The following is a 13,968-nucleotide window of genomic DNA, read 5'->3' as shown; positions in this document are numbered from 1 at the left end:
CTCACCGGACGGCGGACCGGTGCCGGGCGGTTCGCGCCCGGCAGAACGCGGTGCCACGATGAGGGTGACGGAGCGGCCCGTGTCCGGAAGGCTCATCGTGGACGTCGACACCGCCACAGACCACGGCGTGCATCACACCGGCGCGAGGACCGGCCGGGTGGACGCGGTGGTGTTCGACATCGGAGGGTCGATCTACGACGACGAACGCTTCGTCGAGGCCCTGTACCGTGCGGTGCACGAACTGGCGGGCGAGTTCGACGAGAGCGAGTTCTGGTCGCTGTACGAGGCGGAGCGCAAGGGCGGGGCCGGCCTGCGTACCGCGTTCGCCCGCAGGTTCCTGCCCGGCGGTGACGTCTCCGTGCTGCGCGCTCGCATCGCCAGGCACTGGGCCTATCCGGTCGAGTCCCTGTATCCCGATGTGGCACCGGTGCTGCATGCGCTGGCCGTCGATTACCGGCTCGGGATCCTGTCCAACTCGCCGCCTCAGGTGCGGGACGCGTTGCGGCGCGACGGTCTGGCACCCTTGTTCGACGCGATCGTCCTCGGTGGTCAAGACTCCGCCGAGAAGCCGGCCGAGGAGGCCTTCCGCACCGTGCTCCAGCAGCTCGGCGTCGCGGCCGAGCACACCGTCCACGTCGGCAACCGGCTCGACGCCGACGTCCGAGGTGCGAGGCGAGCGGGGCTGCGCGCCGTGTGGATGCTCCGCGGTGAGGCGCCGCCTGCGCCCGGCCGGGACGACCTGGCGCAGGCAGACGCGGTCATCACCTCGTTGTCCGGCCTGCCGGTTGCTCTGTCCCGGCTGGCCGGGCACACCCCGCCGCAGCGGGCGTGCCGGACGACTGTCTCCGCCCTGGACATCACGGGTCAGTACCGTACGCGGCAGCGGCTCGCGGTCATGAACGCCGCGAGTGTCCGTCTGGGAACGTCCCTGGACGTGACCGAGACCGCGCGTGAGTTGACACGGGTGGCCATCGGCCATTTCTCCGACTTCGCCGCCGTCGACCTGTTCGAGGACGTCCTGCGCTCCGGCGCCTCCCCCGGCAGGCACGACGAGCCTGCGTTGCTCCGTGTCGCCCAGGACTCCGTCCTGAAGGAATGCCCGGAGTCCGCGGTACGGCCGGGTCAGGTGTCCCGGCACCATCCGCTCTCACCCGTGACACAGACACTGACGGCAGACACACCATCGGTGCACTGGACCGACGACCGCGACGTCCGTCGATGGCTCGACGCCGATCCCCACCACGCCGAGATCCTGCGGGTTCACCGAGTCCACTCCCTGATCACCGCACCGCTGCTCGCCCGCGGCACTCGGCTCGGTGTCGTGCACTACATACGCCACCGCACACCGGACGCCTTCGACACGGACGACGTCCAGCTCGCGCAGGAGATCACCACCCGGGCCGCGCTCGCCATCGACAACGCCCGCCGCTACGCACGCGAGCACGACACGTCCCTGGCCCTGCAGCACAGTCTGCTCCCGCGCCACGACGCACGGCTCTCGGCGGCGGACGTCGCCACGCGCTACATCCCGGCAGAATCCACCGCGGGGGTCGGAGGTGACTGGTTCGACGTCATCCCCCTGTCAGGCGCGCGCGTGGGCCTGATGGTGGGAGATGTGGTGGGGCACGGCATCGAGGCGTCCGCAACCATGGGGCGACTGCGCACCGCGGCCCTGACCCTGGCCGACATCGACGTCCCCCCGGACGAGCTGCTGACCCATCTCGACGACCTCGTTCTCCGCCTCGACGGGGAACCGGCCGCGCACGGGACGTCCGCACAGCACACTCCGGTCGCCGGAGCCACCTGCCTCTACGCGGTGTACGACCCGGTGTCCCGGTACTGCACCATGGCCCGTGCCGGACATCCGCCACCGGCCATCATCTCGCCCGACGGCGCGGTGCTCTTCCCTGATCTGCCGAACGGTCCGCCACTGGGCGTCGGCGGGCTCCCCTTCGAGAGCACGGGCCTCGAACTGCCCCGGGGCAGCATCATTGCTCTCTACACCGATGGCTTGCCGCACTCCGTGGGCCGTGACCTCGACGATGGTCTGCGGCTACTCGGCGACCTGCTCAGCGGACCGGTGACGTCGCTGGAAAGCCGCTGTGACGACGTACTGCGCGGTCTGTCACCGGGCAACCACGAGGACGACGCAGTGCTCCTGCTGGCGCGTACCCGGGCGCTCTCCGCCTCCTCCGTCGCCACCTGGGACGTCGCAGCCGATCCTGCGGAGGTGTCGCGGGTCCGGCACCTCGTCACCGAACGGTTGTCACGTTGGGGACTGGAAGACCTGTCGTTCACCACGGAACTCGTGGCCAGCGAACTGGTCACCAATGCGATCCGCTACGCCCGCCCCCCGCTGACCCTGCGTCTGATCCGTGACACGGTACTCATGTGCGAGGTGTCCGACGCCAGCAGTACGACACCCCACAGGAAGCGGTCACGGGCGCTGGACGAGAGCGGACGCGGTCTTCTCCTGGTCGCCCAGCTCACCCGCCGCTGGGGCACACGGTATACGCCGAGCGGCAAGACGGTCTGGGCCGAGCAGGAGATCTGAGCAGGGTCGCGCCCGTCGCTGCCCGCCCGTTCACGGTGGACCGCACTGCCGCCTCGCCCGCATCACGCGTTCCCCGGACCCGGCGACGAGGGTACGGCTCTCCCCCCGGTGACAAGTGGTGACAAGTGCGGCGTGCGGCGCCGCGCGACCGGAAGGCCCCGTGTCGAACCGGCTCGTCCGGCCGTGACCCTGGTCACGGCCGGGTACGGGGGAGGAGATCAGCCCGGAAGGGGAAGCACCGTGACCGCGCAGTGCCTCCAGCCCGCCGGAGTGACTGCTGTGGTGCGTGCGTCCGACGGCACGAGAACCCGTGCCGCCGGACGGTGTCCGCGGTCACAGCGCACCGGACGACCCGGTACGCCCGTGACCGGTCAGGTGAGCGCGTAGCCCAGAATGCCCTCCTGGTGCTGGCCCTCGCACTGCATGTTGATGGAGTCGAAGTGCTCGCCGCTGCCCAGGACGGTGCAGCGCCGGATCGGCCGGGTGGACACGCCGGAGGGTTTGCTGGCGTAGATCCAGCCCAGACGCGTCACATACCGCTGGCCCTCACAGTTGACGTCCTGCGAGGTGAAGGTGTCCTTGCCGACCTGGCACATGTACAACGGCCGGGTGCCCGCCACCGGTTTCATGTAGAGCTTGCCGAGGACGCCTTCCTCCTTGAATGCCGAAGGCACGTTCCAGGTGGTGCTGCGGTGGTCGGTCTTGCCGTCGTTGTAACGGGTGAGGTCGCGGGTCGCGGACTTCACGGCCGGCTCACCGGCACAGGTGAGTTCCAGTGCCCATTCCCCGTATCCGCTGGGCAGTTCCAGGAGATGCACTGGGCCGAAGGTGACCCGGCACTGGCCGGAGGAGAAGCCGTATCGGCCGGCCTGGCCGTAGGCGGTGGCGAAGGCCATCTGGTAGGCGATGTTGTCCGGGCCGGAGCCGAACCCCTGGACGGTGATGCGCACCGGGCCGACCCGCGTCGCGGTTGCGGTGGCCAAGGTCGCTCCGGCCGCGGTACCGGTGTCTGCTGGCGCGGCGTGCGCGGGCAGCGCACCGGCGAACAACAGCGCGCCAGTGGCGAGCAGCGAACCGGTGATGCGGCGGAATAAACTCATCTTTCCCCCATCTCGTACAGCGATGATGGTCATGGTGTGGTCGAGGTGGTCCGAGACGGATCCGCTACGTGCCCCCACGCGGCTCCCCTCGGGACGCGTCGACCACCCTGCCGACTCACGGACGCAGAGCGAACATGTTTCCCACGAGTTTCGCTGTCGGGATTGTCACCCTGGCAGGTGGTTTCAGGAACCGGATGACACATCGGCCTCGTACTCCAGTGCGGTTTTGTGATCGATCCAGTCGGTTCGTCGGCGGAGTGTCGTCGGTAGTGGCTGCGGCGGGCTGTCGCCTGGTGTTCTCGCCGCCAGTCGGACCAGTGCAGCAGCCTGGCCGTTGACATGGCTGGCGTGTTGAAGACGGCGGCGAGTAGGTGTCGGATCTCCGAGACGGTCAGCTTGATCGGGGGGTGACCGCGGGCGAGTTGGGCCGGATTCGTGGCATGCCTCAGGCGCAGGGAGTTGGGCGGATAGCCCTGAGGCGTGTCCAGCACCGAAGCTCAGCCACGGTGTGACCGCCTCCGACCCTGGAGCCGTGTCGTGATCATGCTGGCCAGAGCGACCAGCAAAGTGGCCAGGGCGCGGGCAGCCAGCGCCCCCGTGACGGGCTCGTATACGGGGCCGGGGCCATGTGGTTCGCCTGTCCGAGTCCGGGGTGTCCCGGTCCGACGGGGTCCGCCGGACCGGTCCCGGCGCTTCAATCCTGTCCTACGCACCGCTCGAACGCGTCGAGGTAATCGTTTCTCCCCAGAGGGAAGGACTCCAGGGTCGATTCAGGGATGGCGAACCCCTCAGTGAGTGTGAGCGCGTGCGGGACGAGTTTTCCCACCACCCGGTCCATCTCCTCGGTGAGCGCCCGGACCTGGGCAGCGGTCATCCGCTCCTGGGCCAACAGAACTCCGCTGTGGGCGCTGACGTGGCGCAGCGCGAACAACCGGTGCAGCAGACCCAGCAGGCGGCCGGCCTCGGCGTCCTCGGCCTGGACGGCCGCTGTATACAGGGCCTGACCCGCCTGCCGGCGGGCGAAGGCGCCGACGGCTTCGAGAGCCGCACCGGTCGCACCGTTCCAGCGGCCCATCGGGTCGCGGGGCGGTCCGCCGCGCAGTTGGGCGCGGGCTTGGGACAGCCAGATCCGTTCGACATCGCCCAGCAGTTCCTGAAGGAAGGCGGAATCGCCGGGGCTCTGGCCCGCCGGGGCGATATCGGAGGCCTCCGGCGGCGTGTGCCCAATGATCATTTCCCCGGCGGCCTTGGTCCATACCACCAGGTTGTCCCCCTCGGCGGTGATGGTGCCCTCGTTGGCGGCGGGCATGCCGGCGATGCCGTTCAGCAGGAACAGGCCCTGTGCCCCGCAGCGCTCCCGGCACTCCGTCATCACATCCCTGGCCTGCCAGGTGATCCAGCCCTTCGCCACCGCGACCAGTCGCTCGCACTCCTCCCGGTCGTTCTCGTCGTGCCGGGTCCAGCGCTCGACGACCTCCCGGTGCCACAGCGTCGCGGCGTACAGGGTGGCCGTGGCCTCCAACAACCGTGCGTGATGGCCTCGGTAGGCGAACAGCGGAACCTTGCGCCCCGGAGTCAGCCCCGCGGTGTGGCGGGTGTGGGCGTAGCGGGTCGCCAGAGCCAGTGCGAGACGCGAGGCGCCGACACCGGCCGCGCTCATGCACAGTTTTCCGGCCGTCACCCTGCTGATGCCGGTCAGGAACCTCAGGCGTCGGCTGCCCACCTCGCTGCTGAAAACCCCGTCCTCCGACACCCGGCCGTGGGCGCCTCCCAGCAGCGCGTTCGACGGAAGGCGCACCCGGTCGAAGGAGGTCAGGCAGTGGTCCACCGGCGAGCCGGTCTTCTCCGGCAGTCGACGTGCCCGTACCCCCTCACGGAAACCGTGTTCGTCGCTCAGGGGCACCAGGAACAGGAAAACGCCCTCGTCGCGGCCCGCGATGATCAGACGAGCGGCGACCACGGCGGTCTTGGGGCCACCGGTCAGGCTGGTGTTCGGCATGAACTTCTGCGCACCCGGATTCGGGGTGTGCAACACGAACTCCCCGGACGTCGCCTCGTGGGTGGCGGTGGTCTCCAGCTGAACCGCACTGTTGCCATGGGCGAGTTCGGTGCACAGAAAGGTTCCTGTACGCCGCATCATCAACAGGTCGCTCAGCTCCTCGGGACGGGATTCGTGGTCCATGAGACTGCCGAGAAACAGGTTGTAATGGATGCCCGCCAAGGTCGTCAGACCGCCGTCCACCTGCGCCGACCACTCGTGCAGGCTGGTCAGCGCCCGAATGTCACCAACCAATTCCTCGGGCGAGACAAGGGATTCGTTGACGATCCGCAACCGGTCGTACGACAGTGCGGCCCGCTGGGACTTGTTCAGGCCCTCCTGCCATCGGAAGGCGTCGGTGCCGAACAACTTTGCCCATGGCTGGTGCAGTTGCTCGAATCGTGGGCCGAACAAGGCGTCGACCAGGGCAGGAACCGTGGGAGAGGGAGCGAGTCGTAGCAAAGAAGACGTCACGGTACGACATTTCACCACGGGTTGAGATGCCGCCAGTCATTGAGTCTTTCCCCGTAACGGAGCACGACGTTGTGTGATCGTTCAGATGGTGCGGTCGTACTCGAGCTGGAGCAGGACGAGGGCTGCGGCGGCGATCTTCGTGATGCGGCTGGGGTCGAGGCTGACTCTGCGCAGGGCTTTGAAGGTGGTCTTGAGCAGGGAGCTGGCACGCTCGCAGACGCCGTGGATGCCGCGGATGACCTTGTTGTAGGTCTGCTGGGCCTCGGTCAGCCCGCCTCCGGCGGGCTTCTTGTGCGGGTGGCGGAAGCCGTCGCCGACGTTCTCGTAGCCGAGGTCGACGAGGGTCGGCATGTCCAGTTCGGCAGCTGTGCGGTTGAGGGCGTCGATCAGACCGTGGTGGCGGGCGCAGGTGGTGTCGTGCTCCCTGCCCGGACGGACCGGTGAGACCCAGATCGGCCAGCCGTCCGGGGTGGAGATGACCTGCACGTTCCCACCGTGATGCCGGTGTTTCCCGGACCACCACAGGTCCGCGCCGTTGGGGCCGGGGGCGGCGACGCGATCGGTGCGGATGACGGTGCCGTCGAGGTTCAGGTGCGTCAAGCCGGCCGCCTTCGCGCGTTCCAGCGCAGTCGCAGGATCCGGCGCCTCGGCTGCCAGAACGGTCAGTCCCTCATGCAGGTAGCGGTATGCGGTGGAGACCGACAGGCCATTGTCGCGGGCGAGTTGGGAAAGGCGGGCGTTGTCGATGAACCAGCGCAGGACGAGCACTGCCTGCCGGAAGCACCCCAGCGCCCGCCTGCCCCTGCGGGTTCCGGCCGCGATGCGGTGGTCGCGCAGCAGCAGGGCCAGGTGCTCGGCGGTGGACCGCTTCACATCGAGCACCGCGGTATAGGTGATACTGGTCGACACGTGAGGCCCCTCGGTCAGAACAATCCGTCGCAAGATCGTTCCTACCAGGGGCCTTACGCCTGCCCGGACTTGGGGACCGCACGGGCCGTAGCGGAAACATCGCGATCACAGAGAGCGACCGGCGCCTACGGGGAAAGACTCACTGGCACCGCTGCCCGCATTCCGAACAAACATCAGGAACCCGCCCGACACCCGTGATCAGAATTCACGCGGTGGACCGAGGCTGAAGCCGTGCGCGACGACTACTCGCCACCGTAGAAACTCCAAGCGTAGTCGTCGTTGCGATCACTAGTCCACACCTTCTGAATCCCAGTGCCCCACTGCGGAGTCATAACCAGATAAAGCTTGGTCTCCCGGTCCTGTACGGTAACCCAGCCACCGCCCACGTCGACGTAGTCCCAGTTCTGGAAATTGCCGCCGTTGCATTGCCCCCAGTAAACATTGCCCGTGATTCCGTGGCGATCGCTATCGAGGCACTCATTCGTGTAAGCCAACTTGATTTGGGACCCGACCCGATCCCACAACTGTCCCCTGTTACCCCAGCCGCACAGAGTGCCATACGTGGTGCCTCCACCGGAGGCGGTGATGCAAAAACCGGCCTTGTTGCTGATCCAGGTGTTATCACCGGCGCTTGCGCTCGTCGCGAACACCCCCATGGTGGCTGTGGCAACGAATGTCGTCAGCGCAACCTGAAGCGTCCTCTTTAATGTCCGTTTCACGTATTATTACCCTTGCTCGTGGAGGGATGAATGGCGTACGCGAGGCTAGCGTAATGTCGAGGATTCATCGAACCGCCACATTCCCAAACGTTTAAAGGGTGCGGCAATGCAACGAGGGTAGTTGCTGTACAGGTGCCGTGGCGGCCTACGGCTTCACATTCATGGAAGGAATGGGCGACTCGTGCATGCACCTTGTTTCTGATTTTCTGCACTTCTGTACCAGGCGGATGGATCCTGAAAGGCAAGGGATGGATCCGAGACTGTGAGGGAATCTCATGCATCCCCACTGGTGTCGACACGTGACGCCCCTCGGTCAGGAGAATCTGTCGCAAGATCATTCCTATCAAGTGCCTTATGTTTGCCCGGACTTGGGGACCGCGCGGGCCGCAGCGCAAGCATCGCGATCGCAGCGAGCGGCGGACGCTTACTGGGAAAGATTCAGTAGCCCAGCTTCCACTTCTGGTTTCCACCGCCGTTGCACCCAAGTGTGTACATGTTTCCGAGTGCATTGCTGTCTACACAGGTCCACCAGTAGAGGCTCAGGAACTCAACCTTGTCCCAGCCCGTCCCCCTAGCCTTAAACCACTGGTGGTTGCTGGTAGTGCTGCACGAAGGGTGCCCCAGATAGCCCCCGTCCTCTACGCTCAGGCACGTGTTGGTTCCCAGGTTCCGCAGGGTGACTACGTCATAGTCATCGTGACGGATGAAGATCGGCTCCCAGAACTGGTAATAATTCTTATCGTCACAAGGAGACGTGTGCAGGTATCCGTCTTGGAGACTCATGCAGCGCCCGGTTGCCCAGTTGCGCAGGAAATTCGTCCCGACGTAAGCGGACGCGGGGGTCGTGCTCATCAGCGAGACCACCAGGGACAGCCCGGCAACGAGAGCCGCCCCCCATCCGCGACGAGCGAAACGTCTGCGGACCGAAGCCCGGGTTGGGGTCTGCGCGTTACTCGCGGCATCCGCCTTCGGCTCTTCCGTGTTCACCATGCCTGACTCCTCTTCGTCTTTGTCTTCCTGGGTCTTCAGGGGGAACTGGATCACGTTCTGGCCGGAGTAGCTCGCGTGCCCCGGCTTTTCATACAGCGGACGACCAGCGCCTTCTGCGCCCGGAACCGCAGGTCGTCGTCCTGCACGGGGGTGCCGTAGGCGGACAGTGGCAGCCCCATCAGCCCGTCGTACCCGGTGACCGGCGCTGCCGCAGAGGCCGGGATGACCGGCGGGGTCAACGTCGCAGCCCCCGCACCGCTGGCCAGGCCCGCGGAGCAGCCGGTGGCCAGGAGGCCGACGGCGAACGCGGTGGCGCAACCCGCATTCACGGCAGGCCGCGATCCGACCGGAGCGTTCATCGGCGTGCTCCTCGGTGGGGGTGGGGGGCGGGGGCGGGGGCGGGGGCGGGGTTGATCGCCCTGGTTGTGCAAAGTCCGTGGGCGCGCTGAGGTCGAAGGCGATGCCGGTCCGAAGGGTTGTCCTGCATCCGCCAGTTTAGGAAGATCGATACATGACAAGCTGTGAACCACAGCGACGTTCTGATGGAACATCAGTGCCACGGTCGGGAACTGCGGCAGCGGCCGATGCAGGCCGGTCGGCGCTGGACAGCGCACTGGAGCGGAGGTCGACGGGATGATCAGGGCTTTCTCCCTGGACACCCGCGTCCCGGGTGCCGTGCCGCGAGGAACCGATGCCTTCCTGCGTGCTTGGGAGAGGCATTTCGGTGACGGCTTCCCGCAACCGACGTTCAGCCCGGCCACAATCGGTGACTTCCGCGTCAAGGCCCGCGCCACCAGGTTGCGCGACGTGGCGATCACCGATATCGACGGGGCGTCGGCGGTTTGGACCGCGCTCACCCCGGGCGGCATGGGGGACTTGGTGCGGCTGCACGTGGTGCGGCGCGGGGTGTGGACGTTGGACGGCTCGCCCGATCGCGGTGAACACGCCGTGGCGGCCGGGCAGTTCCTCCTCCAGCGCTTCGGGCAGCCATTGCGCGTCCAGACGGCACCCCACACCGCAGCGAAGATCGTCGTCCTGCCCGCCGCGATGCTCACCCCACTGCTCGGAAACCGGAGCGTCACCGGCCCGGCGGACACGCCGGAGGTGCGCCTGCTGGTGGCCCACGCGGACATGGTCCACGACACCATGCCCGACCTCAGCCCGGCCGGTGTACGAGCCGCCCACGGCACCCTGATCGAGCTGGCCAAGGCGGTGGCGATGCGCCGGTTCGACGACACGGAACCCCGGCTGGCCCCCGTGCTCGCCCAGGCCGCGAAGAGCCTCGCGGACAGTCGGCTCGCCGAGCCCGAGCTTTCTCCGGCAACCCTGGCGCACGAGCTCAACGTCTCCTTACGCACCCTGCACCGGGCGTTCGCCGCGACCGGAGAGTCTGTGAGCGCCTACATCCGCGACCGCCGGCTCGAAGAGGCCCGGCTCGCTCTCACCACGCGGTCCAACCGTCTGAGCGTCTCCGAACTGGCCGCTCACTGGCAGTTCGCGGACCGCAGCCACTTCATCCGGGCCTTTAAGAAGCGTTACGGCCAGACGCCCACCGAGTACGCCCGCTCGACCCGGTCCGCCGAGAACTGAACCGACACGACACGATCGGCTCTGCTTACCAGTAGCAACCGACTCTCACTCACCAGCCCTACTTACCGACCACCGGAGCCACTTACCAGCGCCTGACTAAACCGTCACCACTTACCAGCCCACTTACCAGGCCGTCGGCGCCTACTTACCAGCCGCTAGCGGCCCCGCTCGACTAGTACTCCAGCCGGTGGTTTCACGGTGAGTGAGCGCGGGCTGCGCGGGTGCGGTAGTGGCTGGCCCGGGCGCGGACTTGGTGGCGGGTGCGCCAGCGGTGCCAGCGAGTCTTTCCCCGTAGGCGCCGGTCGCTCTCTGTGATCGCGATGTTTCCGCTACGGAAAAGCCCTGCGCAGAGTCAGCCTCGACCCCAGCCGCATCACGAAGATCGCCGCCGCAGCCCTCGTCCTGCTCCAGCTCGAGTACGACCGCACCATCTGAACGATCACACAACGTCGTGATCCGTTACGGGGAAAGATCATTCCAGGGAGTGGCGTTCCGGACGGTGACATGAGTGGGATCGGTCGTGTACGCCAACGCGGCGACGTCCAGGGTGCTGAAGCCATTCAGGGTCAACGACGGGGTGTGGTGGTGGATGCGGAGGGCTCCCGGGGGCCGTGGGACCGTGCCGCCCCAGGCTTGCCGCCCTGGACGGCGATCGGCGCACGCCCAGTGAGTACTCCAGTGCGGTTTCATGATCTATCCAGCAGGCTCGTGGATGGATCGCCGTCGGTAGCGGCTGCGTCGGGCTGTTGCCTGGTGGTGTCTGCGCCAGATCGACCAGTGCAGCAGTCTGGCAGCTGTCACGGTCGGCGGGCCGAGGACAAGGGCGCACAGGTGGCGGATCTCCGGGACGGTCAAGGAGATCGGTTCGCTGTCGCGAGCCGGGCGGTGCGGACCGGTGGACCGCTTCGGTGCCGCGTCGGCGGCGATGGCGGTCAGGAAGGCCAGCGCGAGCATGCCTCCCCTGGGTTCCCTCGATCGGCCCGCTCGACCGGTGTGCATCCTGCTGGGATGCGCTTCACCGTCAGCATGCCCGACTTCGGGACCCTCGCTGGACGCCGTCGGGATCAGATGAGGGTTCGCCAGTAGGACCAGAAACGGGTGGCGATCAGCATCACGATGGTCAGGTACCAAGTGACGGGCACAACCCAGCGGAACTCCCGGGTCCAGGCAACCACGGCCCGCGGCGCGGTGAGGACGCCCTGCGCCAGATTACGGGCGGTCACGTACCAGAACTGTGCGATGGTCACCGCCCAGGTGAGGCAGCACCACAGGCAGAGTGTGCCGATCTCGTACAGGGCCTGGGCCATCAACCACATGCAGAAGCCCACGCCGAGCAGCGTGACGAGGTTGAGACCGAGCCAGAACCAGCGGCGCAGGCGGGCACCCGCCAACAGCGCGCACCCGATGGTGATGACCGCGGGATAGAGGAGCAGACCGAGTAGCGGGTTGGGGAAGCCGAAGAGGGCGGCCTGATCACTGCTCATCACGCTCGTGCAGGACAGCACCGGGCTCAGGTTGCACGACGGCGAGAAGGTCGGGTCCTGCAGCAGCTGAAGTTTGTCGATGGTGATGACGAAAGAGGCCAGTGCTCCCAGCGCACCGGTGACGATCAGGAGCCAGGCGAAGGCGGGTCCGGCCCCGGCCTCCGTCTGCGAAGGGGCCGGCCGCTGTGGTCCGCTCTTCTGGAGCCCGTTTGCGGCGTGGCGTGAATGGATGGTGCCGTGATGCGTCATGAGAGGTGTTCTGCCTCGCTGATGTGTGGGGAAGGGGTGGGTCTGCGCCGAAGGACAGCCACGGACCCGACGGGTGCCGGACCGGGTCCGGGCACGCCGACCCGCTGGCCGGCGGGGCTGCACCACCTGCCGGTCCACATTCGAAGCGGCGGCGAAGCGGCTGTTGCAGGGGGGCCGGTCACCGGATGTCGGGAGGGCTGCGCGGCAGTGCGAAGCTGCGCCCCGCGGGAAGTCGGCGCGGGGAAGTAGATGTTGGAGCACGGTTCCTGACCAGCGCTGAGGGGCGGTGGCGGGGCTCGCTACCGACCGGGCGGGACCGCCCGAGTCCGGTGGCCGTAGGGCCTGACGGTCCCGTAGGAGGGCGCTTCGAACGGCGGGGCCGCAACGATCGCTCAGGCAACGAGCCGGAGACCGGTTATCTCCTCGGGACGGATCCTCACCGCGCAGTCCATGGGTTGTTCCACCCAGGGCTGCAACAGCCGACTGTAGCGGTTGAGATCCTCCCGGCCGGTGACCGGGTACACGTATCCGACGGCCACCACGCTCCAGCCCAGATGGGTGACCGGGTCGATGTCGTCCGCCTCGTACGCCACGACCACCCCACACCCGGCACCGGTGCGCATGCGGGTGGCCAGGGCGGTCCACTCGTGCGTGCGCACGATGATGTCTCCGCCGTCCAGAATGTGGTTGACCGGCCGGATCGCGGGCAACGCGCGCCGCGTGAAGACGATGCGCCCCAGCGAGACACTGCCCAGCAGCCGCAGTGCCTCGCCACGTTCCACGAGCAGAGACCGGCGCGATCCTGGGTATGCCGTGCTCCGCTCCGCGACCCCGCAGGAAACGTGTGCGTCGTTCAGGTCGTTCACGCGACTGGTTCCTCTCGCCCCGGTGACTCCCGGCACCGCGCGCCGCGTCAGGGGGACACCAGCCCCCGCGGCACCGGAGCCTGCCCGCACCAGTCTGGGCATTGACTCGAAGAGGGCTCCAGGGCCATCCGGCCTCTTTCCCCAGGGACCACCGGCCCAGCCTCCTTCAAGCTGCTGCGCGCGGCTGTGCGCGCAGGCAGGTGGCGGACGGTGTTGTGCGGGCTACAGGTGGCTGACGACGAGGGAGGGGGCGCGCGGGACCCGTCCCGGTGCTGGGAGCCGACCGGGCCGCGGGTGAGCTTGAGCCGAGAACGATCAGGACGGGGTGCCCCGGTATGCTCGCCGGCCCGAGCCGCCCCCTCAGGCGGCGTGCGGCTGCCAGGCCTCCTGGAATCGCCGGCGAGCCCGGTAGAGGCGGGAGCGGACGGTGCCCACGGGCAGTGACAGCGTCCTTGCCATCTCGTCCTCATTGAGGCCGTAGAACCGCAGTGCGAGGACCTGGCGGTGCGGTTCCGAGAGCCGGTCGAGAACATCGTTGATGTGCACGGCGTCCAGGGGGTTCTCCAACGGCCCGGAGTCCACCTGCAGGCTGGCCGCCTCATCGCGCAACCGCTTGGCGGTCCGGACGGCCTCGCGGGTGGTGACGGCACGGATCCAGCCGTAGAAAGCGGCGGGTTCGCGTAGTGACCCGAGGCCGCGGTAGATGGCCAGCAGCGCCTCCTGGACGGCGTCGGAGCCGTTGTCACCGGCGATGGAGAAGCACACCCGGGCGACATACGGCGTGATCTCGGTGAGCAGGTCGTTCATCGCCCGGTGGTCGCCGGCCTGGGCTCGGTCCACCAGCGCGGCGACACGGGCACGGGGTTCGTTCTCGGGTTTCATCGTGGGGGTGCTCCTTGGCGGAGGGAGGCCCGGTACGTGGTACGCGAGCGGCTCCCGTGCGAGCGGCGAGCGGCCGGTGACAGGCGGCGTGCAGAGCGGGCCGGTGGCAGGCC

Annotated in this window: 12 protein-coding genes and 1 pseudogene; 3 read left to right on the top strand and 10 right to left on the bottom strand. The window is 67.7% G+C overall.

From position 1 onward, the window contains the following. Window positions 1–79 precede the first annotated feature (79 nt). Entirely contained in the window at window positions 80–2,554 is a 2,475-nt protein-coding gene (locus LK06_RS31595) for an HAD-IA family hydrolase (protein WP_052319004.1), read from the top strand. A 371-nt stretch (window positions 2,555–2,925) separates the two neighbouring features. Here the strand turns inward: LK06_RS31595 and LK06_RS31590 are convergent, their stop codons facing one another. From LK06_RS31590 to LK06_RS31565, 6 genes are all read right to left on the bottom strand, one after another. Continuing rightward, a complete protein-coding gene (locus tag LK06_RS31590) occupies window positions 2,926–3,732 on the bottom strand; it encodes a hypothetical protein (RefSeq protein ID WP_052319003.1) in 807 nt (268 codons plus the stop codon). A gap of 616 nt (window positions 3,733–4,348) precedes the next feature. Further along, complete coding sequence (locus LK06_RS31580; RefSeq protein WP_043409677.1) at window positions 4,349–6,166, bottom strand: acyl-CoA dehydrogenase family protein; 1,818 nt, start codon at window positions 6,164–6,166, stop codon at window positions 4,349–4,351. A gap of 81 nt (window positions 6,167–6,247) precedes the next feature. After that, window positions 6,248–7,075, bottom strand: coding sequence for an HARBI1 family protein (locus LK06_RS31575; protein WP_043434706.1), 828 nt, complete (start codon window positions 7,073–7,075; stop codon window positions 6,248–6,250). A gap of 242 nt (window positions 7,076–7,317) precedes the next feature. Next, entirely contained in the window at window positions 7,318–7,794 is a 477-nt protein-coding gene (locus tag LK06_RS33555; RefSeq protein WP_159025354.1) for a hypothetical protein, read from the bottom strand. A gap of 438 nt (window positions 7,795–8,232) precedes the next feature. Beyond that, window positions 8,233–8,838, bottom strand: coding sequence for an RICIN domain-containing protein (locus tag LK06_RS31570; RefSeq protein ID WP_052269763.1), 606 nt, complete (start codon window positions 8,836–8,838; stop codon window positions 8,233–8,235). Next, entirely contained in the window at window positions 8,835–9,143 is a 309-nt protein-coding gene (locus LK06_RS31565; protein WP_043407421.1) for a hypothetical protein, read from the bottom strand. Before LK06_RS31565 ends, LK06_RS31570 begins: the two co-directional genes overlap by 4 nt. A gap of 274 nt (window positions 9,144–9,417) precedes the next feature. Between LK06_RS31565 and LK06_RS31560 the strand changes: the two genes are divergently transcribed. Together LK06_RS31560 and LK06_RS32880 are read left to right on the top strand one after the other, a co-directional pair. Further along, entirely contained in the window at window positions 9,418–10,374 is a 957-nt protein-coding gene (locus tag LK06_RS31560; protein WP_043434128.1) for a helix-turn-helix domain-containing protein, read from the top strand. Between the two features lie 336 nt (window positions 10,375–10,710). Further along, window positions 10,711–10,809 (top strand): annotated as a pseudogene (locus LK06_RS32880) (IS5/IS1182 family transposase); the annotation flags it as partial. 258 nt (window positions 10,810–11,067) lie between these two features. On the opposite strand, the gene LK06_RS31555 reads toward LK06_RS32880, so the two are convergent. The 4 genes from LK06_RS31555 to LK06_RS31540 form a co-directional block, all read right to left on the bottom strand. Next, complete coding sequence (locus tag LK06_RS31555; protein ID WP_052270172.1) at window positions 11,068–11,328, bottom strand: hypothetical protein; 261 nt, start codon at window positions 11,326–11,328, stop codon at window positions 11,068–11,070. Between the two features lie 110 nt (window positions 11,329–11,438). After that, entirely contained in the window at window positions 11,439–12,107 is a 669-nt protein-coding gene (locus LK06_RS31550) for a vitamin K epoxide reductase family protein (protein WP_039655470.1), read from the bottom strand. A 392-nt stretch (window positions 12,108–12,499) separates the two neighbouring features. Continuing rightward, on the bottom strand, window positions 12,500–12,964 hold the full coding sequence (locus tag LK06_RS31545) for a pyridoxamine 5'-phosphate oxidase family protein (protein ID WP_039655548.1): 465 nt from the start codon (window positions 12,962–12,964) through the stop codon (window positions 12,500–12,502). Between the two features lie 369 nt (window positions 12,965–13,333). Next, window positions 13,334–13,855, bottom strand: a complete 522-nt coding sequence (locus LK06_RS31540) for an RNA polymerase sigma factor (protein WP_039655471.1) — start codon at window positions 13,853–13,855, stop codon at window positions 13,334–13,336. Between the last annotated feature and the right edge of the window lie 113 nt (window positions 13,856–13,968).

It is taken from the genome of Streptomyces pluripotens (genome assembly GCF_000802245.2).
Lineage (GTDB): Bacteria > Actinomycetota > Actinomycetes > Streptomycetales > Streptomycetaceae > Streptomyces > Streptomyces pluripotens.
Note: the sequence above shows the minus strand (reverse complement) of the source record. Positions and strands in the feature narration are given on the sequence as shown.

What these genes read in the sequence shown, in the direction of transcription:
- LK06_RS31555 (WP_052270172.1), bottom strand. Translation starts at nt 11,328, where the DNA reads ATGCTCGCGCTGGCCTTCCTGACCGCCATCGCCGCCGACGCGGCACCG.
- LK06_RS31565 (WP_043407421.1), bottom strand. Translation starts at nt 9,143, where the DNA reads ATGAACGCTCCGGTCGGATCGCGGCCTGCCGTGAATGCGGGTTGCGCC.
- LK06_RS31560 (WP_043434128.1), top strand. Translation starts at nt 9,418, where the DNA reads ATGATCAGGGCTTTCTCCCTGGACACCCGCGTCCCGGGTGCCGTGCCG.
- LK06_RS31550 (WP_039655470.1), bottom strand. Translation starts at nt 12,107, where the DNA reads ATGACGCATCACGGCACCATCCATTCACGCCACGCCGCAAACGGGCTC.
- LK06_RS31540 (WP_039655471.1), bottom strand. Translation starts at nt 13,855, where the DNA reads ATGAAACCCGAGAACGAACCCCGTGCCCGTGTCGCCGCGCTGGTGGAC.